Source organism: Nocardia sp. NPDC051833 (assembly GCF_040681225.1).
In the GTDB taxonomy this organism is placed as follows: domain Bacteria; phylum Actinomycetota; class Actinomycetes; order Mycobacteriales; family Mycobacteriaceae; genus Nocardia.
Map to the genome: position 1 here is coordinate 149,546 of NZ_JBFAYK010000001.1, position 20,189 is coordinate 169,734.

15 protein-coding genes are annotated in these 20,189 nt (G+C 71.2%); all 15 read right to left on the reverse strand.

Annotation, left to right across the window (positions count from 1 at the left end):
• Window positions 1-10: 10 nt before the first annotated feature.
• Window positions 11-319 carry a transposase gene (locus AB0L91_RS00735; RefSeq protein WP_218717193.1) on the reverse strand — a complete coding sequence of 103 codons (309 nt, stop codon included), beginning with the start codon at window positions 317-319 and terminating at the stop codon, window positions 11-13.
• A complete protein-coding gene (locus AB0L91_RS00740; RefSeq protein WP_365006772.1) occupies window positions 316-2,715 on the reverse strand; it encodes a hypothetical protein in 2,400 nt (799 codons plus the stop codon). The genes AB0L91_RS00735 and AB0L91_RS00740 overlap by 4 nt, the downstream gene beginning before the upstream one ends.
• 7 nt (window positions 2,716-2,722) lie before the next feature.
• Entirely contained in the window at window positions 2,723-4,219 is a 1,497-nt protein-coding gene (locus tag AB0L91_RS00745) for an SCO6880 family protein (RefSeq protein WP_357345000.1), read from the reverse strand.
• Window positions 4,216-5,634, reverse strand: coding sequence for a hypothetical protein (locus tag AB0L91_RS00750; protein WP_365006773.1), 1,419 nt, complete (start codon window positions 5,632-5,634; stop codon window positions 4,216-4,218). Before AB0L91_RS00750 ends, AB0L91_RS00745 begins: the two co-directional genes overlap by 4 nt.
• A 92-nt stretch (window positions 5,635-5,726) precedes the next feature.
• Window positions 5,727-6,542 (reverse strand): hypothetical protein, encoded by an 816-nt coding sequence (locus tag AB0L91_RS00755; RefSeq protein ID WP_355277211.1) that lies wholly within the window; start codon window positions 6,540-6,542, stop codon window positions 5,727-5,729.
• Window positions 6,539-7,135 carry a hypothetical protein gene (locus AB0L91_RS00760; RefSeq protein WP_355277214.1) on the reverse strand — a complete coding sequence of 199 codons (597 nt, stop codon included), beginning with the start codon at window positions 7,133-7,135 and terminating at the stop codon, window positions 6,539-6,541. The genes AB0L91_RS00755 and AB0L91_RS00760 overlap by 4 nt, the downstream gene beginning before the upstream one ends.
• Window positions 7,136-7,146: 11 nt before the next feature.
• Window positions 7,147-7,401 carry a hypothetical protein gene (locus tag AB0L91_RS00765; protein WP_218716423.1) on the reverse strand — a complete coding sequence of 85 codons (255 nt, stop codon included), beginning with the start codon at window positions 7,399-7,401 and terminating at the stop codon, window positions 7,147-7,149.
• Entirely contained in the window at window positions 7,398-7,694 is a 297-nt protein-coding gene (locus AB0L91_RS00770) for a hypothetical protein (RefSeq protein ID WP_022566424.1), read from the reverse strand. The genes AB0L91_RS00765 and AB0L91_RS00770 overlap by 4 nt, the downstream gene beginning before the upstream one ends.
• Before the next feature lie 94 nt (window positions 7,695-7,788).
• Entirely contained in the window at window positions 7,789-8,433 is a 645-nt protein-coding gene (locus tag AB0L91_RS00775; RefSeq protein ID WP_355277218.1) for a hypothetical protein, read from the reverse strand.
• A complete protein-coding gene (locus tag AB0L91_RS00780) occupies window positions 8,430-9,284 on the reverse strand; it encodes a hypothetical protein (RefSeq protein ID WP_355277221.1) in 855 nt (284 codons plus the stop codon). The genes AB0L91_RS00775 and AB0L91_RS00780 overlap by 4 nt, the downstream gene beginning before the upstream one ends.
• Window positions 9,285-9,296: 12 nt before the next feature.
• Window positions 9,297-10,352 (reverse strand): hypothetical protein, encoded by a 1,056-nt coding sequence (locus tag AB0L91_RS00785; RefSeq protein WP_365006774.1) that lies wholly within the window; start codon window positions 10,350-10,352, stop codon window positions 9,297-9,299.
• A gap of 55 nt (window positions 10,353-10,407) precedes the next feature.
• A complete protein-coding gene (locus AB0L91_RS00790; RefSeq protein WP_355277226.1) occupies window positions 10,408-11,988 on the reverse strand; it encodes a cutinase family protein in 1,581 nt (526 codons plus the stop codon).
• A 278-nt stretch (window positions 11,989-12,266) separates the two neighbouring features.
• Window positions 12,267-14,636 carry a RelA/SpoT family protein gene (locus tag AB0L91_RS00795; RefSeq protein WP_357344987.1) on the reverse strand — a complete coding sequence of 790 codons (2,370 nt, stop codon included), beginning with the start codon at window positions 14,634-14,636 and terminating at the stop codon, window positions 12,267-12,269.
• 163 nt (window positions 14,637-14,799) lie between these two features.
• The gene (locus AB0L91_RS00800; protein ID WP_365006775.1) at window positions 14,800-15,810 is read right to left on the reverse strand and encodes an alkaline phosphatase family protein; all 1,011 of its coding nucleotides are present in this window, start codon (window positions 15,808-15,810) and stop codon (window positions 14,800-14,802) included.
• Between the two features lie 128 nt (window positions 15,811-15,938).
• Window positions 15,939-20,168 (reverse strand): aminotransferase class I/II-fold pyridoxal phosphate-dependent enzyme, encoded by a 4,230-nt coding sequence (locus AB0L91_RS00805; protein WP_365006776.1) that lies wholly within the window; start codon window positions 20,166-20,168, stop codon window positions 15,939-15,941.
• Window positions 20,169-20,189: the final 21 nt, after the last annotated feature.

Genomic DNA, 20,189 nt, shown 5'->3' on the forward strand with positions numbered 1-20,189 from the left:
GCGGCGGTGATCACGTGCGGCGCCGGGTTTCGTTGAGCGTGTCGGCGAGCGTGCGGTTCATCTCGGCCGCGGCGGCGAGCTGCTGTTGCAGCAGCGCCACCTTGCGGCGCAGCGCGGTCGCGTCCATCCGCTCCAGGCTCGGGCCCTCGGCCGCGCGCACCCAGTTGCGCACCGAATTGGCGTGCACACCGATCTGTTCGGCGACGACCCGGCACGCCTCGGATTCGCTGCGCAGCTTGTCGGTCAGCGCGACGACCTGGGCGACCGCGGCGTCGCGCACCTCGGGCGAGACCCGGCGGTAGGACCGGTGCGGCATCATTGCGCGCCCCCGTCCGCCGACGGGTCGGGCGCTCCGCGCGGATTGTCGCCGAACTCGCTGAACCGCTGGTTCGTGTCGTGGATTCCGCTTTCCTTCTCCGACACCGTGAACTCCATGTGGAAGGGGATGCCGGGGCGGCGATCCTCACCGATTTTGAGCAGGAACTTGCCGGTACCGGGCGGCGACGGCCGTTGCTGACCGGGTTTGAGCGCCTCCCCCGTGAGGGCCTGGGGCGCCGACCAGCCGGTGACCATCTCCTGCTCGGCGGCGGTGAACGGCACCGTCGAGTCGAGCCTGCTGATCTCCTCGGCGGGCAGGGCGCCGAAGATCTTGGCGCGCGCGCGTTCCAGGAAGCCGATCGCCTTGGCGATGGCGGCGTCGGAACCGAGCGCCTGCAGGTCCTTGATGGTGTGGCTGATCATGATCAGCGCGGTGGCCAGGCCGCGCTGCAGGCGGGTCAGTTCGTCGACCCGGTCGACCATGAAGTCGCCGAGGCCGAGCACCTGCCACAGCTCGTCCATCACCACCTGGAAATAGCGCTGCGGACCGAGTTTCGCGTCGGCCAGCACGTGCGCGGCCTCGACCGAGGCGAAGCCGTCGGCCCAGCAGGCCAGCATCACCGCGGCTTTGAGCTTCTTGTCGCCGGTGGGGATGTGCGAGACGTCGATGCACACCGCGACGGCGCCGGTGTCGATCGGCACGGTGGTCTGGCCGTTGAAGATCGCGCCGAACGGGCCCTGGGTGAGCGCGCGCAGCGAACGCCGCAGGTTCTTGATCGCGTTCTGGTACTCGTCCTCGTTGTCGGCGCCGGCGTCGAGCATGAGTTCCGCGCCGCCGCCGACGATCACCTCGAGCAGGTTCTCCATGATCGGCGGCTTGTCGGGGGCGTAGCCGCTGCCCGGCTGGTAGAGGATGCGCAGCGCGGTCGCGATCAGCGTCTCCTCGAAGTCGGCCACCCGCGCGCCGCGGACCAGTTCCACCAGGCCCGCGATGAGCGTCACCTGGCGGGCCCGCAGGTCCTGCAGCACCTGGCGTTGCAGCGCGGGGAACTCCCCGAGCCGGGGCACCACCGAGCCGAGCACACCCGCCGCGAGCGGGTTCAGCTTGCCGTGGCCGTAGCCGAGGTCGATCACCTGACCGCCGACGAGCTCGACCATCTTGCGGTAGTCGGGCTTCACGTCGGCCAGGATCAGCGGGGTGATGCCCTGGGCGATACCGCCCAGCACGATCCGGCGCACCAGCGAGGACTTGCCGAAACCGTTGAGGCCGAGCACGAACAGGCTCGGCGCGGTGATGAAGCTGCCGCGCATGAACCAGTTCATCGGGTCGAAGCAGACCGGCGCGCCGGTGTGCAGGTGCGAGCCGAGCGGGGTGCCGATCAGCGGCGCGCCGGCGCCCACCGACCACGGCCACAGACCGGCGACCTGGGCGGTGGTGGCCCGGTACTCGACCGGCCGGCCGACGACGTTCATCTTGCCGCCGCCGGGACCCGAGTAGCCGCGATCGGTCAATTCCGCGGTGGTGCGGTCGAATCCGTCGTTGACGACCGCCTCGGTGCGCGCCTGCGCGTTGTTGCGGCGCAGGTCGTCGGTGTGGATGCGGAAGGTCGCCCAGGCCGCGCGCAGTCCCGACTGCTCGCGGGCGATCATCTCGTAGCGGGCGCGAGTGGCGTCGTCGAGCAGCGAGGGCCCGGACTGGCCGCGCCGGTCGGACCGGTTGCGCGACTTGGCCGCGCGGCCGGTGCCCATCGCCCGGTCGGCGGCGTCGTCGGGCCGGTCGGCCCGCACCGGGCGCGGCGCCTTGGTGAAGGCGCTCGGCTCGGCCGGACGTGGCTTGCGGCGCGGATCCATCGCGCGTTCGTGGTCCAGCCGCGGCCCGTGGTCCTCGGCGCGCAGGCCACGGTCGATCCTGGCCTTGGCGGCGCGGTCGATATCGGGACGCGGACCGCGCGGTCGGCGCTCCCCCGTCGCTGGTCGCTCGCCACGGCCCGCGCGCGGCTCGTCCCGGCGGGCGCGCTGGTCGTCCTCGCGCGGCCTGCGGTTCTCGCCGGTGCGCGGCCTGCGGTGGTCGTCGTCCGCGCGCGACCTGCGGTGGTCCTCGTCGTGCTGCGCGCGCTCGGCGGCGGGCCGACGCGGCTCGTCCGCGCGGGAGCGGCCGCCCGGTTCCCCGGTGCGGGGCCTGCCCTCGCGCGGACGGCGCTCGCGCTCGGCGTGCTCGTCGGCCACGGAGCTACCGCGCGCCGACTCCCGTTCGGCGCGTTCGGTGCGCTCCTCCAGGCCGAGCACCTCGTCGCTCACGCGCGACGCGCTCCCGGCCGGTCGTGGTTCGCGCTCCCCGCGGATCCGGGGCGGCCGATGAACGGGCCGTAGCGCGATGTCGTCGAAGTCGCGTCCCATGATCGCCTCACCCCGCCAATGCCTTCGGAATGGTCGCGTGCTCGGGCAGGATGACGCCGCAACCGAGGGAGGCCGCGAACGCCGCGGCCTGGTAGCGGTAGCAACGCCGGATCTTGAGCCGGGCCTGCGTCGAGAGGTCGCGGGTGATGGCCTCGATGCGCGGCAGGTCGCCGCGCAGCGGCTCGGTGATCGTCACCAGCGCGCCGAAGCGGGTCACACCGTGCCCGCGGGCCTGTTCCTCGCGAGCCTGCTGGGTCGCGCCGACCCGCAGTGTCGCGGCGGCCGAGACGACACCGCGTTCGCTCTGCTGCGCCACGAGCGCGTTCTTGAAGTCGTCGTCGACGATCTCGGCGGCGTCGGCGGCCGAGTGCGGCCGGTAGACGATCGCGATGCGCTTGCGCGGCACTTCGGGATTCGGCGCGAGCAGTCGCTGCAGCACCCGCTCGTCGACCGCGCCCTCCGGCGCCGCGTCCATCTCCCAGGTGACCGAGCGGCCACCGTCGTGGATCAGGTGATCCCACTTCTCGTCGTGCGAGACCGGACCCGCGTCGTCCCAGCCCAGGCCGTGCCCGCCGGGATCGGCGGCGGCGACCTCGAGATCGGCCTGCGCGGCCGGGTCGTAGCTGCGGCGGATGAAGGAGATGACCTCCTCCGCCGACATCGGCTGCGCCCGCACGCCCGCCTCGGCCAGCGCCGCGCAGATGCCGGGCAGCCTGCGCCCGATCTCCACGGCCTCCTCGGCCGGGTTCTTGCGCCGCTCGGCGGTGGTGGCCTTGAAGGTGATCGCCACGCGCGGCAGCAATTGCACCCGCTCCTGCGGCAATTCGGTGGCCAGCTCGTACATCACCTGCTGGGCCAGGTCCGGCGCCTCCGGGCGGGTGATCGTGGAGACCTCGTTGAGCAGCCGGTTGCCGGTCTCGGGCACGGTGTCGATCACCGGCACCACCGCGACGATGTCGCTGGTCTGGCCGACCGAGGCGAGGAAGGTGCCCCACGCGGCGACCCAGCGGTCGATCACCGGCTGGTCGACCGCCTCGTGGCCCTGCGGCCAGGCCCGCAGCACCACGGTGTACTGCGCGAAGGCGGGCAGGTGGATCATCCCGAAGTGGTAACCGCCCGCGTCGATGCCCTCGTAGAGCTTCGACGGCGCGAGCAGCCCCGGCAGCTTGGTGACGCCGCCGGGGATCCGGGAGAACCGGCCGCCGCGGTACACGTGCTCGCCGTTGCGGCGCGAGCGCATCCAGTTGAACATCATCAATCCCGTCTCGTAGCCCGAACGGCCCCCCGTCCGCCACACCAGGGGCACCATCACCAGCGCGCCGAGGCCGCCGACGACGAAACCCCATTTGAACCCACCGACCATGGCGCTGATCAGGGCGGTGATCACCACGACGAAACCGATCACGGTCTCTTCCCAGCGCAGGCCGAAAAGGCCCGCGCTGCGCGGCTTCTGCCACAGCCCGTACGAGCGCCGCTCGTAGGTGTCGGTCGAGGTGGTGGTCATCGCGGGATCGTGCTCCTGCCGAGGTCGGGTGAACGATTCGCCCAGCGGTCACCGGCGAGGTCGCCCGCCGCCTGATCGGCGCGGGCCGCGCTGCCCGCCGCGGCGCGCGCGGCGACGACGTTGCGGGCCGCGCCCGAGGGTACCGAGCCCGAACTGGGTGCCGCCTGCGCCGAACCACCGCCGCGCGGTGGCGGCGTCGGGGCCGGGCCGCGCGGCGCGCCGCCGCCCGCACCACCGGCACCGCCGGGCCGCGGGCCCGAGCCGCCGCTGCCGAAGTAGCCTGCCGAACCGGGCGCCGCCGCGGGCCGCGAGGCGACCGCCTTGGTGCCGATCGCACCGAGCGCCATCGCGCCGACCGCGGTACCACCGGCCACCATCAGACCCGAACCGCCGGTGCCGACCGTCGCGACCGCGGGCGCCACCAGGCGCATCAGCGCGGGCAGCACGAACGCGACGCTGCACAGCAGCACCAGCGCGACCAGCATCCGCTGTGCCTGTTCACCTTCCGGCAGCCCGCCCGAGGTGGTGGTCTCGTCGACGTGTCCCGCGGTGGTGAACGCGATCATGTACACGATCGCCGCCACCGGCTTGAACAGCATGAACGCGATGATCCAGCCGACCAGCTTCTGATACGACTGCTTGCCCGTCCCGGTCGCCGACGCGGCCGCGGCCAGCGGCAGCACGCCGGCGGCGACCACCAGCAGACCCTGCCGCACGATGGCCAGCACGATCTGGGCGAGCGCGCCGAGCAGGCCGACGATCGCGATGATCAGCACCAGACCGGGCGAGAACGCCTGCAACTTGGACGTCTTCACCATCAGCTCGGCCATGTTCTTGGCATTGCCGCCGGTGGCGTCCTGGATGATCCACTCCGAGAACTTGTCCGAGGCCCGGGTGCCCGCGACGATCACCGCGCCGAGCATCCACGAGCTGAACACGACCCGGGCGAACAACCGGAACGATTCGGCGGCCTCGCTCACCGCTGCCCCGCGTCTGGCCTCGGCCAATCGCCCGCCGGTGATGATCACCGACGCGATCAGCAACAGCATCTGGATCTGATAGGTGTAGTCGTTGATCTTGGTGAACAGGGCGCCGGAGTCGCTCACCGCCTCGTTGGGCACCTTCATCCAGAAGGTCAGCGCCAGGATCAGGGCCTCGCCGAGACCCTTCATCAGGGAGTCGACCACCTTGCCGAAGGTGGAGTCCCACGCCTTGTCCTTGACCGCGGTGGCCGCGTCGCCCGGATGCGAGGCGGCGTTGCCCGCCTTGCACACCGCCGAGGCCGCGTCGCCCAGGGAGATCCCGGGAATGGCGACACCGTCGAGCGTGTCGTGCAGTTCGTTGCACGCCTGGTCGAAGCCGTAGGTCTGGCCGTAGGCCACGGTCGGCGTCGCGATCATCACGGTGAAGATCACCGCGACGATTGTGAGTATTCGCCTCAGCATTGTTGGCACCCCTCGATGGTCCGCAGGGAATCGATCCGGGCTGTGCTGCTGTACACCGATGCTCACCATTTCGTCCACCCCGCCAGCGATTCCACGTATTCCGTCTGGGTGTTGGTCGTCGACGACGGCTTGAGCCGCCAGTCGCCCGCGTCCCACACCACGATCATCCGCATGGCGGCATACAACTGCTTTCCGTCGATCACCGGCCCGCGCGAGGCGAGCCGCACGATCGCCATGTCGTCGGCGTAGTCATCGATCTTGAACGCGTCCGACGCCACGAAATAGCGGGTCACCTTCTCCGGCTGCTGCTTCGGCAGCCGGTCGCTCGACAGCGCCGAGTCGTAGGCGGCCAGCTGCGCGGTGCTGACCCGCACCTGTGTCACGTACAGCGAACGGTCGGCGGGCCTGGCGTTGAGCCGGTAGGTGATCTGCGCGGCGGCCAGCGCGGCGCCCTGCGGGGTGCGCGCGTAGCCGACGGCCAGACCGTCCTCGATCCGGGCCGGGCCGTCGGAGGTGGAGAACGGCACCGACGCGCCGTAGACCCGTTGCCAGCCGTGCGGTTTGGTCGTGCCCTCGGGCGCGGCGGTCAGCCAGTCCGAATCCACCGGCGAGCGCTGGATCGACTCGTCCTGTGCCAGCGGCTGTCCCGCCGGATTGTTCGGCACGTCCACCCGCCTGCCGAACAGGTCGACCTCGGGATCGGCGAACCCCGTTCCGCCCGCGGCCTGCGCGGGCGGGGGCGCGGCGTCCTCCTCGGCGCCACCACTGCTGGTGAAGTACACGACCGCGCCGACGACCAGGATCAGGGCGAGCAGCGCACCCGAGGCGATCATGCCGAAAGAAGCGCGGTCGCGCGCGCCCGGCTCCTTCACGCTCACTGTGGTGCCTCCAATGCCACGATGTCGGTGGGTAGTTCATCGATCGCGTCGACGGGTCGGTCGGTGGATTGTGGATCGGGTAACTGCAGTCGCCAGTCTCCGCCGTACCAGCCCACCGTGGTGTGGTTCACGGCGCGTGATCTGTCCGAATATTCGGTGTAGACATCGACTCGGGACTGTTCGTCACGGTATTCGGTAATTTTGTAGCCCAACAATCTCGGCGCGTACTCGGGCGCGGCGGGCCCGGTGATCGACAACTGCACCCGGTTGATCGCCCACTCGTCGCGGGCCGGTCCCGGCACCAGTTCCTGATTCACCACGGTGGCCCACTGGTTGTCGGGCGCCACCGACAACCGGATGGTGTGCGTCAGTGCCGCCAGCCCGGCGCCGCGCGGGGAGTGCTCGAAACCCGTTGCGGCGCCCTGGGTCACCGAGGCGGGGCCCTGGTCGGACTGGGGCAGGGCGATGCCCTGGTAGTCCTGCCAGCGCACCCCGGTCGGAGCGGCGGACAGATCGGGGCCGGTATCGCCGCCGCGGCCGCAGCCCACCGCCGCGGCCAGCAACGCGATACCGACCGCGACCGGCCGTGTCATGGTGCTCCCCCTCACGCCGGCAGGAACGCCAGCGCGATCGCGGACGCGGTACTGGCCACCGCGGCACCGAGCAGGCTCATCAGGACACCGTGCGAGGCGTCGTTGACCGCCAGGTCGGAGCGGAAGGCGATCCACAGCCGGCCTGCCGACAGGATCATCCAGGCCAGGCACGACAGCAGGACGAACCAGAGCAGCCAGTTGAGCAGCTGCATCATGGGCGCCAGCACGTCGGCCGGGATCTGCTTGTAGGCGAACACGGTGATCACGTACCGATGACCGCGTTCATGATGGTGCCCGCGCTGGTCGCGACGACGCCGCCGATCATGGCGCCCGCCACCATCTTCGGCGACTCGAGGCCACCACCGGTCCAGCGCTCCCAGGCGAACTTGCCGCCGGCGTAGGTGATACCGCAGATGCCCGACAGCAGCACGAACCAGGTGAGATACCGCACCAGCTGCAGGATCTTCTCCGAACCGGGGGGAGCTTCCGGGGTCGGATTACCCACCTGGGCCAGGACGGTGCCGTACGTGTCCTGCACGGCGAGGAGGATCATGCTCATCGGGTGCCTTTCTCCCACTGTAAAGGTGTTGTGCCACAAACACTTCGACGCCGACACACGTTTGTACACCACCGGCGGCCGGCTTGCCCGGCGATCATGATCGACCCTCCCCCGGTGCGGGATCGTCGATGCTCGCGCGGATCGCGGCGACCAGATCGGTACCGAGCTCACCGATCTCGGCCGGTACCTCGTCGAGCGGATCGACCCGGCGCTTCCTGGGCGCGATCTCGTCTCCGGGCGACCACACCGGCAGCGCCTCGGACTCGACGAGCGTCCATTCCTCGATCCACGGCACCTGCCAGACGTGCCCGGCCAGCGAGCCGACCACGTCCCGGTAGCGCCGGATCTCCGGCGGTACCCGGCCGGGGCGGGCCGCGACCGTGATCAGGCCGAGGACCAGCGCCGGACCGGCCAGCAACGCGTGGTGCTGGCGCAGCAGGTCGTGCGCGCGGGTGAGACCGGAGATGGTCTCGCGCGCGACGAGGACGACGTAGGGGGATTCGCGCTCGTACACCCCGGGCCACTTGCCGCGCGCATCGGCGGCGGGCGCGAGGACGTGCGCGAGGGTGGTGGCACCGGAGCCACCGTGGACGCCGAGCAACCACACCAGGGGCGCGCGACCGACTCCGGGCACCGGCCGCTCCCAGATCTGCGCGCGCAGCGATTCGGGTGGTGCGACGACACCGACACCGGTGGGCGCCGGTTCACGACGACGACGAAGATTCATAGCGGCCGTCATGATGCCACCCCGGCGAGCAACCGCCCATAGGCCGCACGCGTCGGCTCGGCCAGCTCGCTGTGCCGAACCAGCTCACCGCGGGCCAGATGCGGGTCGTACGGTATCTCGACGACCTCGCGGACCCAGCCGGACAGATGCTCGCGCAAATGCTCGGCTACGCGGGAGTCGTCGTGCGAATACTGATGGGAGACAACGATCGTCGTATCGGCCACCACCCCGGCGCCGTCGTCGCCGTAGTGGTCGTCGAGCCATTCCAGCGTCACCCGCAGGCGGTTGGCGGCGTCGACGCGGGCCGGAATGGTCAGGACCAGCGCGATGTCGGCGTCGTCGAGCAGCGGGCGCAGTTGCCGACCGGCAATCGGGCTGCCGCCGTCGTAGACCGCGGTGTAGCCGCCGGTGTCCAAAGCCCTGGCGACAGTGAGATATGTCGCGCGCCTGCGCAGCGGCGTCGCGTCGCGCCAGAGCAGTCCGAAGCCGGAGGTGGAGCGGGACAGGCAGTCCTCGATCGGCGCCGGTTCGTCGTCGCCGCGGCCGTAGACCCACGACTGCAGGTTCACCGGGTGCAGGTGTTTGTCGGCGCCGCGCAGCGCGAGATCGCTACCGGCGGCGGTCGCGTCGACCGCCACCGGCGCCGCCGCCTCGGTGACCAATTCCGCGGCCAGCCCCAGCGTCGTCGTCGTGGTGCCCGCGCCGCCGCAGCCGCCGACGACGAGGATCGGCCTGCGGGTGCCCTCGGAACGCTCGCCCGACCTGCGCCGCAACCGCACCACCGGAGCCGGATCACGCGCCGCGTCACCCGACGGCTCCCCCGCGGGGGCGTCGTCGAGCCATCGGCTCCAGTCGTCTGTCATCGCCTCTGCTCCTTACCCTGCCGCGATGCCCGTGATGAGCGTGCGATCGCCGACCAGCGCTGTGCGCACCGACTGCTTGGTGTAGGTGGCCGGCGCGCCCGCGGGCCGGAACTCGGTGACCTCCACCGTGAACCGGTCGGCGGCGACGGTGGTGATCCGCACGCAGTGGGTGGTCCCCACCGGGATGGAATCGATACCGCGCTGGATCACGGCGGCCGGCGAGACATCGGCGTCGGGGGTCACGACCGCACGGGCCTGCTCCCCCGATCGGTTCACGTAGTAGGCGTACTGGAAGGCGAGCACGGCATCGGGACCGGAGCCGGTGCCACCGGCCTCGGCGCTGCGCACGACGGCGCCGGTGTTCTCGGTCGGGCACTGGCCTACCGTCTCGGCGGTCAGGTTGCCCGCCGTGAAGTGCAGCGGCGGCGCGGCGTGCTTGGCGGTGTCGCCGCCGCGGCCGAACAGCAGGAAGAACACGCCGGTGGCGGCGAGGACGAGCACCAGGACCGACACGGCGAGCACGATCCAGGTCCGGTTGCGGTTGCGGCCGCGCAGCGAGCCGGAGGGCTCGAGCACCCGGGCCTCGTCGTACTCGTCGTCGGCGGCGTCCGTCCACGGGAACTGGACCAGTTCGGCGTCGTACTCGTCGTCGGGGCCCGGCGCGGGCCCGGCGACCCAGTCCGACCAGCCGCCGGTGAATTCGCTGCGCCGCGCGGCCAGTTCGGCCGGCGGTGCGGGTGGGGGCTCCGGGGCGACGTCGACCGGGTACGGGCGCGCTTGGTGGACCGGGCGGTCGTGGTCACCCGCGACGCCGTAGTAGTCGTCGCGGTCCTCGTCCCCCGGCGTCCGGCTCGGCTCCGCCGCCACCGCGGGGGGCGGCACGGGCCCGGTGAGCTCGGCTGCCGGTGCGGCGGACGGGGCGCGCTCGGGGCGCTGCGAATATCGGGCGGGACCGTCGTCCTCGCCCGCCGCCGGGTCGGCGGTGTCCTGGCGCGCGGGGTCGGCTGCCTCGGTCTCCGGTTCGAGCGCCGAGTACCAGCGCGACAGTTCGTTGTACGACTTCAACATTCACCCCTTTCCGCGGCGCCGGGCACAAGGATTCGCATTGCAGACCTCTCGGTGATCAGTTCACAGAGAACGGACGGGTGGTGGGAGCGGTGGTTCCGGGTAACGCGGCAGGCGGAGTCGTCGCGCCGCCGGATGAGGCGCCATCGGCTCCTGTCCCGAACGGAAATTGTCCCCCACCGGAAGGTTTGGGTGTCGTAGACGCGCCGGTCGGGCTGGTGAAGATTCCGGCACCGCGTTTGTCCGATCCACCGACCGGCACCGCACCCTGTCCGGAGGCGCCCGCCGCGTCCCGCGCGACCGCGGCGAACCAGTCCGCGACGTACTGGGTCGGGGTCGCGCCCTGCGCGCCGACGCCCATGCGCGAGTACGCGTCGTGGCGCTGGGTGGTGTTCCAGTAGCGCACCCAGGTGGTCACGTCGAGCAGCTCGGCGTTGTCGGTGATGTTCTGCTGCACGGCCGTGTACGCCTCGCTGACCAGGCGGACCCCGGTGGTCGGTGGTACCAGCTGCGGCACGGCGCCGACGAGCTTGGTGCCGAGCAGGGTCAGCCCGACCAGCGGATTGGACAGTGTCGCGGTGGCCAATTCGGCGATGCTCGCCGGGTTGAGCACGGTCTTCACCACGGTGGTGACGGCGTTGAGCCCGATCATGCCGACCTTCAGCAGCGCCTGGTAGGCGGCGTTCACGTCGAGCTGACCGCGCGGGTCGGAGGCGTCGGCGATGCGCTGGGAGATCGACTTCTTCGGCGAGAGCGAGACATCGGCCAGCGTGCTGCCGGAGATGTCCTCGTTCACCACGGTCGTCGCGGTCTTGATGGAGGTGTAGGCCAGCGCCTGGGCGATGGAGACCAGCGAGCCGATCGGGTCGCCGCCGGACAGCTTCACCTGGCTGACGAGATTGGTCACCGCCCGCAGCAGCGGGGCGCCCTGCGGCGCGTCGCAGGCGAGATCACCTGTCGCGCAGAAGCTCGCGACCCGGCCGGTGAGCTTGCCGAAGTCGGCGGGCTGGGTGTCGCTGGAACCGAGCCCGCCGCCGGGCGCGGGAGCCTGGCGGACCGCGGCGACGTCGTCGAGCGCGGCGCCGGAGGTCCCGGGCGCGGTGGTCGGCGTCGTCCGGTCGGGGGCGCCCGGGAACACCGGGGCATTGGCGCCGCGGGTCGGGTCGGCGAACAGCGCGACCGCCGCGACCTTGTCGGCCGCCACCGTGCCGGTGCCCGCGCCCACTTCCTGGGCGAACAGCGAGGCCACGTGGGCGCCTTGCGAATACCCGACCACCGCGATCCGCGAGTCCGGGCAGCGCTGCACGACCTGGGTGGCCATCGACCGCAGCCGCTCGAGGCCGCCGTCGACCGACTGGGTGTAGGGCACCACCCCACCGGGTACCGCGCCGCCGAATCCGGCCTCGTACGGCACATACGCGCGATCGACCAGCCCCGGCTCAGCAGCCTTGGCGAACATCGGCCGGAAGACGGTCGACAGCATGCCGGTATCGGTACTCGGCGCGGCGTCCGGCGACGATTCTCCTGTGCCCTGGATCCCCAAGGCGTACAGTGCCGGACACGCCGAGATCGACACCTGGGTGGACGGGGCACCGGGCGCGGCCTCGTCCGCGGTGGCCACGCCTGCCGATACCGTCACCGAAGCGACGGTGAACGCGATGATCGTCCCCGTGAGTCGTGTCGTGCACCGAGCCATATCGATCCGCATCACAGTCCGTTTCGGCTGACCAGTGGAGCGTTGAAACGCAGTAAACCGTAACAGATTCCGGGACCCCGAACCCCTGCCCAAAATGGCCCTTTCGCTGCCCCCGGCAAACCCCGTTGTCCCAGCAATCTTCTGGCGATCCACCAGCTATGTCCGGGCAGACAGCGGCCCGGGCACCCTCGCGAACGAGAGTGCCCGGGCCGGGGTTCGGGTCAGGCCGCGGAGGTCACCCGGTAGACGTCGTAGACGCCTTCCACATTGCGCACGACATTGAGCAGGTGGCCCAGATGCTTCGGGTCACCCATCTCGAAGGTGAACTTGCTGATCGCGACCCGGTCGCCGTGGGTGGCCACCGAGGCGGACAGGATGTTGACCTTCTCGTCGGCCAGCACCTTGGTGACGTCCGACAGCAGCCGGGTGCGGTCGAGCGCCTCGATCTGGATGGCGACGAGGAACACCGACGACGGCGACGGCGCCCACTCGACCTCGATGATGCGTTCCGACTGTTCCTGCAACGATCCGGCATTGGTGCAATCGGTCCGGTGCACGCTCACCGCGCCACCACGGGTCACGAAGCCCATGATCTCGTCGCCCGGCACCGGCGTGCAGCACTTGGCCAGCTTCGCCACCGTGCCCGGCGCGCCGGGGATGAGCACACCCGCGTCGCCGGTGACCCGCTGACGGGCGGGCGTCGTCGACGGTGTCGACCGCTCGGCCAGCTCGTTCTCGACGTCACCGATGCCGCCGAGCTGGGCCATCAGCCGCTGCACCACGTGGTGCGCGGAGACCTGGTGCTCGCCGACGGCGGTGTAGAGCGCGGAGATGTCGGAGTAGTGCAGCTCGTGCGCGACCGCGGTCATCGCGTCCACGCTCATCAACCGCTGCAGCGGCAGCCCGACCCGGCGGACCTCCTTGGAGATCTGTTCCTTGCCGCTGTCGAGGGCCTCCTCGCGACGTTCCTTGGCAAACCATTGGCGAATCTTGGCCTTCGCGCGTGGCGAGACGACGAAGTTCTGCCAGTCCCGGCTCGGGCCCGCGTTCTGCGCCTTGGAGGTGAACACCTCCACGACCTCGCCGTTCTCCAGCTGCCGTTCCAGCGCGACCAGGCGCCCGTTGACCCTGGCGCCGATGCACTTGTGCCCGACCTCGGTGTGCACGGCGTAGGCGAAGTCGACCGGGGTCGACTTCTGCGGCAGCGTGATCACGTCGCCCTTGGGGGTGAACACGAAGATCTCCGGCGACTTCAGGTCGAAGCGCAGCGATTCGAGGAACTCGGCGGGGTCGGCGGCCTCCCGCTGCCAGTCGAGCAGCTGGCGCATCCACGCCATGTCGTCGACCTCGGCCGCGTCACCGGAGTGCTTGCCCTTGGTCTCCTTGTACCGCCAGTGCGCCGCGATGCCGAATTCGGCGGTGCGGTGCATGTCCTGGGTCCGGATCTGCACCTCCAGCGGCTTGCCGTCGGGACCGACCACCGTCGTGTGCAGCGACTGGTACACGCCGTAGCGCGGCTGGGCGATGTAGTCCTTGAACCGGCCCGCCATCGGCTGCCACAGCGAGTGCACGACGCCGACCGCGGCATAGCAGTCGCGGACCTCGTCGCACAGGATGCGCATGCCGACCAGGTCGTGGATGTCGTCGAAGTCCTTACCCTTGACGATCATCTTCTGATAGATGGACCAGTAGTGCTTGGGCCTGCCCTCGACGACGGCGTTGATCCGCGAGGCGGCCAGCGTGTTGACGATCTCGGCGCGCACCTTCGCCAGGTAGGTGTCACGCGAGGGCGCGCGGTCGGCGACCAAGCGCACGATCTCGTCGTACTTCTTGGGGTGCAGGATCGCGAACGCGAGGTCCTCGAGCTCCCATTTGACGGTGGCCATACCGAGGCGGTGCGCCAGCGGCGCGATCACCTCGAGGGTCTCCTTGGCCTTCTTGGCCTGCTTCTCCGGCGGCAGGAAGCGCATGGTGCGCATGTTGTGCAGCCGGTCGGCGACCTTGATCACCAGCACGCGCGGGTCGCGCGCCATGGCGATGATCATCTTGCGGATGGTCTCGGCCTCGGCGGCCGCGCCCAGGTTGACCTTGTCGAGCTTGGTGACGCCGTCGACGAGGTGGGCGACTTCCTGCCCGAACTCCTCCTTGAGCTGTTCGAGCGAGTAGCCGGTGTCCTCGACGGTGTCGTGCAGCAGCGCCGCGACCAGCGTCGTGGTGTCCATGCCGAGTTCGGCGAGGATGTTGGCGACCGCCAGCGGGTGGGTGATGTAGGGGTCACCGGACTTGCGGAACTGCTTGGCGTGCCGCTCGTCGGCGACGTCGAAGGCGCGCTGCAGCAGCGCGAGATTGGCCTTCGGGTACAACTCCCGGTGCACGGTGGCCAGCGGCTCCAGCACCGGCTTGACCGCCGCGATGCCGCGCTGGCCGGTCATCCGGCGCGCGAGCCTGGCCCGCACGCGCCGCGAGGCCGAGCTGGGCACGGAGGCGGTGGGTGACTGTTTGGCCGGTTCGGGGGTCGCCGGGGCACCATCATTCCGCGGGGCGCCGGTGGATTCCTGCCCAACCTTCGCCTCGCCGAGTTGTCGAGTCATGCCACCGCCTCTCACGCTGCATTCGGACCTTGTCGGCCGAGTGCTGCAACCGCCCGGACCACCAACTTTAGTCCCCACACCGACCTGGTGTTCGGTTCCCTGCGGTCACAGGCGTGCGACGGTCGCGACTCGGCCCGAAAACCGTCCTCGACCTGCGGATTGTTCAGCGTTCGTCGACCGGTGGCCGCGAGCTGCGCAGGCTGTGGCCGTCGAGCCGCCCCGGTGGTGCGCCGAGCAGGTCCAGCACGGTCGGGGTGAGGTCGATCAGCGTGTACGCGCTGGTCGCGGTGCCGGGGGCGAAGTCGGCGCCGCGGGCGATGACGAAGTTGGCGGTCTCGTCCGGCGTCTGGCCGCCGTGCCCGCCGGCCGGGCGATGGCCGTGGTCGGTGGTGACCAGGACGGTCCACTGTTCGCGCGGATGGTCCGCGGCCCGGCGGTCGACGGCGGCGACGATCTGCCCGACCAGCGCGTCGACCCGGCGGATCGCCGCGAGATAGGCGCGCGAGGCGCCACCGTGCCGGTGACCCGCCAGGTCTATCTGGTCGAGGTGGGTGACGACCAGATCGGGCCCGGTGCGCTCGATCGTGCGCGCGACCTCGGTGGCGGTGGCGGCATCGGTGGCCGACTCGTCGAGGTCGCCGGCCTCGGGCGCGGTGGTCAGGGCGAGGTCGGCGCGCCGGTCGCCGCTGCGCGCGATGGTCGCGAACTGCTCCCAGGTGCCGATCGAGACGGTGTGCCGGGCGGGGTCGGCGCGTTCGATCCGGGTGAACACGCTGGGGTGGGCCAGGAAGGCACTCGCGTCGAACTCGTTGCCGGTGATGCCGTGCTCGGTATCCCACACACCGGTCAGCGCGCTCGCCCAGGACGGTCCGGAGACGGTGATGTGCCCGGCGATGCTGCCGCGCGAGAGCAGTCCCTGCGCGGCGAGGTGCCGCAGCCGGGGTGCCTGGACGCGATCGGCCTTGTCGAACAGCAGCCCGTCGATCCCGATCACGACGACCTTCGCGACCGGCCCGCCCGGACGGGGGACACCGAACGCGGCCGCCGCGTCGACGGCGGGGACGGGCCGGTCGAAGGCGGTGCCGGAGCCCGCGGCCGAGCACAGCAGCGGGAGGGTCAGCAGGGCGGTGGCCAGCGCGACGAGCACGCGCGCCGGCGCCGACATCTCGCGCATGTCCTCACGATGCGGCAGCGCGGGCGGCCCGGCGAGGGTGGCGCGGCGGTGTTCATCGACGTTTCACCGGTCGCGCGCGTCCCGGTCGCCCCGCTGAACGAGAAGCCAACAGCGCCTTGCCACCTCGCCTAGGCCGACGCGGCCAGTTCCTCGGCGAGGATCGCGACTGTCTCGCGGATCTGGTCGTCGGTGTGACAGGCGGTGACGAAGAACCGCAGGCGCGCGAGATCTTCCGGGACCGCCGGATAGATGATCGGATTGACGTTGATCCCCCGGCGCAACAGCGTGTTCGACAGCCGCATGGTCCGCAGGGAATCGCCGACGATGCACGGGATGATGGGGGTGTCGGCGCTGTCGCCGGTATCGATCCCGGCCGCGCGGGCCAGCTCCAGGAACAGCCGCGCGTTGTGCCGCAACCGGACCAGCGGGGCGGGGTCGGTGCGCAGCTGCCGGATCGCCTCGGCCGAGGCGGCGGCGTTCATCGGTGTCATGCCGACGCTGTAGACGAAGCCGGGCGTCGTGTACTTGAGGAAGCGGATCAGCTCGGCGCTGCCCGCCACGTATCCCCCGCATCCGGCGAGCGCCTTGGACATGGTGCCCGACCACAGTTCGACATCGCCGCGATCGACGCCGAAGTGCTCGCCGATGCCGCCGCCGTGCGCGCCGAGCACGCCGATGCTGTGCGCCTCGTCGATCATCAGCAGTGCCCGGTGCCGCTTCTTGATCTCGATGATCGCGGGCAGGTCGGGGATGTCGCCGTCCTGGCTGTAGACGCCCTCGATGAGGATCAGCACCCGGCGGTAGCGGGGCCGGAGTTCGCCGAGCAGCCGGTCCAGCGCCGCGTGGTCGTTGTGCGGGAAGGGCCGTCGCGTCGCGCCCGACAGCACACACCCCTGCAGGATGCTGTCGTGGGCGAGGCTGTCGTGGATCACCAGGTCGTCGGGTCCGACCAGGTGCCCGATGATGGTGACATTGGTGGAATGGCCGCCGACCAGCGCGATCGCGTCCTCGGTGCCGAGCAGCCGCGCGAGTTCGGCCTCCAGTTCGCGATGCACCGGCTTCTCGCCGGAGAGCACCCGGCTCGCCGAGCAGGAGCTGCCGTACCGGGCGACGGCGTCCTGCACGGCCGCGACGACCGCCGGGTGCCCGGACAGCCCCAGGTAGTTGTAGCTGGAGAAGTTCAGCACCGGGACACCGTCGATCAGCGAGGTGTCGCGGGTGACGCCGTCGTTGATCAGGAAGTACGGGTTGTCCAGGCCCAGCGCCGCCGCCCCGGTCATCCGTTCCTCGATCGCGCGCACCTCCGGGAAGTCGGCGATCCGGTACTCGGGCGCGACCGGCCCCGGCGCCGGTTCGGGCGCGACCGGGGCCGGCGCGGGCGCCGGGGCCGCTCCGGCCACCTGAGCGGTGACGTACCCGACCACGTCACCGACGGTGGTGGCGGCGCTCGGCCACGCCGGGTCGACCTGTAGCCCCGGCAGCTTGCGCATCAGGCCACCGAACAGATCCGACAGCATCATCGAGTCGAATCCGAGTTCGCCGGTGAGGGTTTCGCTGTCGCGCAGCCGCTCGACCGCGAATCCGCTGACCCGCCCGCATTCGGCCAGCACGATGGCGGCGACGGCGTTCGGGTCGACCTCGGGGGTACCGGGGACGGCCGACGGCGGCGCGAGGGTCGCCGTCGCGCCCGGCGCCATCCGCGCGAGCAGCGCGTTCTGTTCGCGGAAGAGCGCGATCATCTGGTCCATGGTGGTGTCCTCGGCCTGCGGGGCGGGTGGGGTGAGGGTGGTCGGTTCGATCCAGAAGCGGTGCTCGGTGGTGAAGTCGTAGACCGGCAGCCGCCGCCGGACCCGCTGGGCGGGCTCGTAGAGGTGGTCCCAGTCGGGGTCGAGGCCGTCGCGGTACAGCGCGGCGACGGTCTCGGCGAGTTCGCGCCCGGTCGCGCCGGGGCCGGGACTCGGCGCCAGGCACCGCGGCAGCAGTTCGGGGCGGGCCCGGCCGATGAGCGGGATCAGCTGACGGCGCGGACCGATCTCGACGACATGGGTGGGGTCGGTGTCGAGCGCGGCCGCCAGCGCGTCGCCGAAAAGGACGGTGGCGCCGATGTGTTCGGTCCAGTAACCGGCATCCATGGTCTCGGTCGGCTCGAGCAGCCTGCCCCGCACGGTCGAGTAGATCGGCAGGGCCGCGACCCGATAGGCGCGGTCCCGGGCGACGGCAGCGAACTCGTCCAGCATCGGTGCCATGAGCGGACTGTGGAAGGCGTGCGACACGGTCAGCGGCTTGGCGACGATCCCCCGTTCCGCGAGGGCGGACCGGTTCCGGTCGAGCGCGGCGGCGGCGCCGGAGAGCACCAGATCGGCGGGCCCGTTGACCGCGGCCACGGCGACCTCGGGCTCCCCCGCGAGCAGATCGGCGACCTGCGCGCGCGTCGCCCTGACCGCGAGCATCGCACCGCCGCCGGGCAATTCCTGCATCAGCCTGCCACGCGCGACGACCAGTCGGCAGGCGTCCTCGAGGTCGAGCACGCCCGCCACCGCGGCGGCGGTGAACTCTCCGATGCTGTGCCCGAGCACCCACGCCGGGCGGACACCGGCGTCGGCGAGTGCCTGGGCCAGTGCGTATTCCATGGCGAAGATCGCCGGTTGCGCGAGTCCGGTGCGATCGATGTCGACGGTGTCGTCGAGCAGCAGCTCCCGCACCGAGGCGCCCAGGTGCGCGGCCATCGCGGCGTCGACGGTCCCCAGCGCGCGCCGGAACGACGGGCTCGCCGCGGCGGCGGCCCCGGCCATCCCGGCGAATTGCGACCCCTGCCCGGTGAACACCCAGCCGACCCGCATCGGACCCGCCACGCCGCTGTCCGCACCGGCGCGCAGCCGGGCGATCGCGTCCGCCGGATCGTCGGCGACGATCGCGAGCCGGTGCCGCCCCGAGGATTTCACCCGATTGCTCGTCCAGCACACCTGTGCGAACCGATCCGGGGGCACGGTGTCCAGCATCGCTGCCAGCCGAAGCGCGTTGCGCTCCAGTCCTTTCGCGTTGTCCGCCGACACGGTGAGCACCCCGCCACCGCGCGCGGGCGCGGACTCCTGCGCCGGCGCGTCGGCCAGCACGAGGTGGGCGTTGGTGCCGCCGATCCCGAAGCCACTGACCCCGGCCAGCGCCGGTCCGGTCAGCGGCATCGGTTCGGCGAGCAGGCGCAGCCCGTGCCGTTCCAGCTGCAATCGCGGGTTCTCCTGCTCGGCGAACCGGGTCGGCGCGACGACACCGTGGTGCAGGCTCAGCGCGACCTTGATCAGCCCCGCGACGCCCGCCGCGCCCTCGGTGTGGCCGAGATTGCCTTTGATGGAACCGATTCCGCAGGGCCGGGCGCGATCCCGCCCGTGCAGCCCGCCCAGCGCCTTGACCTCGATCATGTCGCCGAGGACGGTCCCGGTCCCGTGCGCCTCGATGAAATCGACCGCCCCGGCCGCCACCCCGGCCCGGCGATACGCCTCGGCGATCACGTGCTGCTGGGCCCACCGGTTCGGCGCGCTGATGCCGTTGCTGCGCCCGTCGGAGTTCACCGCGCTGCCCTTGATCACGGCGTAGATCGGCAGTCCCGCGGCCTGCGCGTCGGCCAAGCGGCGCAGCACGAGCACCGCGACCCCCTCGCCGCGGACGATCCCGTCGGCGTTGCCGCTGAACGGTTTACAGCGCGCGTCGGGCGCCGACAGGCCCGCCTGGGTGTAGAACACCCCGACCGCCGGGGTGAGCACCAGGTTCACGCCACCGGCGACGGCCTGATCACACTCGCCGGAAGTCAGTGCGGCGCAGGCGAGATGGACCGCGACCAGCGACGACGAGCACGCGGTGTCGACCGCCAGGCTCGGGCCACGCAGATCGAGCTGGTAGGACAGCCGGTTGGCGGTCATGAAGTAGCCGTTGCCGGAGCCGTGCTGCGGGGTGATCGCCGCGTAGTCCGACATCTGCAGATTGGCCCATTCGTTGGCCATCACCCCGATGTACACGCCGGTGCGCGAACCGGATTGGGCCCGGGGATCGAGGGTCGCGTCCTCGAAGGCGCGCCAGGTCGCCTGCAACAGCAGCCGCTGCTGGGGGTCCATCGTCTCGGCCTCGTGCGGGGTGATCCCGAAGAACTCGTGATCGAACGCGTCGGCGTCGTCGATGAATCCGCCGCTGTGGGTGTTGATGGTGCCCGGCCCGCCCGCCGGATCGTGGAAGTCCTCGGCGTGCCAGCGATTCGCGGGCACCGCTGAGATCGCGTCCCGGCCGTCGAGCAACAGCTGCCACAGCGCCGCCGGATCGGCCGCCTGCGGAAAGCGGCAATCCAGCCCGACGATCGCGATATCGCTCATGCCGCCGCCTCCGGGCGCTGA

What these genes read in the sequence shown, in the direction of transcription:
- AB0L91_RS00735 (WP_218717193.1), bottom strand. Translation starts at nt 319, where the DNA reads ATGATGCCGCACCGGTCCTACCGCCGGGTCTCGCCCGAGGTGCGCGAC.
- AB0L91_RS00740 (WP_365006772.1), bottom strand. Translation starts at nt 2,715, where the DNA reads ATGGGACGCGACTTCGACGACATCGCGCTACGGCCCGTTCATCGGCCG.
- AB0L91_RS00745 (WP_357345000.1), bottom strand. Translation starts at nt 4,219, where the DNA reads ATGACCACCACCTCGACCGACACCTACGAGCGGCGCTCGTACGGGCTG.
- AB0L91_RS00760 (WP_355277214.1), bottom strand. Translation starts at nt 7,135, where the DNA reads ATGACACGGCCGGTCGCGGTCGGTATCGCGTTGCTGGCCGCGGCGGTG.
- AB0L91_RS00770 (WP_022566424.1), bottom strand. Translation starts at nt 7,694, where the DNA reads ATGAGCATGATCCTCCTCGCCGTGCAGGACACGTACGGCACCGTCCTG.
- AB0L91_RS00775 (WP_355277218.1), bottom strand. Translation starts at nt 8,433, where the DNA reads ATGACGGCCGCTATGAATCTTCGTCGTCGTCGTGAACCGGCGCCCACC.
- AB0L91_RS00780 (WP_355277221.1), bottom strand. Translation starts at nt 9,284, where the DNA reads ATGACAGACGACTGGAGCCGATGGCTCGACGACGCCCCCGCGGGGGAG.
- AB0L91_RS00785 (WP_365006774.1), bottom strand. Translation starts at nt 10,352, where the DNA reads ATGTTGAAGTCGTACAACGAACTGTCGCGCTGGTACTCGGCGCTCGAA.
- AB0L91_RS00795 (WP_357344987.1), bottom strand. Translation starts at nt 14,636, where the DNA reads ATGACTCGACAACTCGGCGAGGCGAAGGTTGGGCAGGAATCCACCGGC.
- AB0L91_RS00800 (WP_365006775.1), bottom strand. Translation starts at nt 15,810, where the DNA reads ATGCGCGAGATGTCGGCGCCGGCGCGCGTGCTCGTCGCGCTGGCCACC.
- AB0L91_RS00805 (WP_365006776.1), bottom strand. Translation starts at nt 20,168, where the DNA reads ATGAGCGATATCGCGATCGTCGGGCTGGATTGCCGCTTTCCGCAGGCG.